Origin of the sequence: Leifsonia sp. SIMBA_070, assembly GCF_046534635.1 — a bacterium.
Lineage (GTDB): Bacteria > Actinomycetota > Actinomycetes > Actinomycetales > Microbacteriaceae > Leifsonia.
Genome location: NZ_JAWRYK010000616.1, coordinates 1 through 252, shown reverse-complemented (window position 1 = coordinate 252; position 252 = coordinate 1). Strand labels below are relative to the sequence as shown.

The window sequence follows — 252 nt, the reverse complement described above, 5'->3', positions numbered from 1 at the left end:
CACGAGACCGTAAATGAAAATTCTTTTAAAATGAACATGTCTGCAAAGATGACCGCAAAATATCGAGGGAACACCTATATTAGCTCACGATTTGGTATGAGCGGACTCAATTACAAAGACGGAGATGATTTTTCCTTTTATGTGTTTCCGTCAGAAGCTTATGAAAAGGGAGATGTCACCTTGGAGGAAGCAGGGGTTGTCGAGCTGACGGTCACAGACCTGTATCAAAATATTTGGAGTAAAAGGCAATGA

At 40.9% G+C, this 252-nt stretch carries 1 protein-coding gene; it reads left to right on the top strand.

The annotated features are described in order from the left end of the window. On the top strand, positions 1-252 hold a 252-nt coding region (locus tag SB754_RS21690), incomplete at its 5' end, for a hypothetical protein (RefSeq protein ID WP_410784379.1).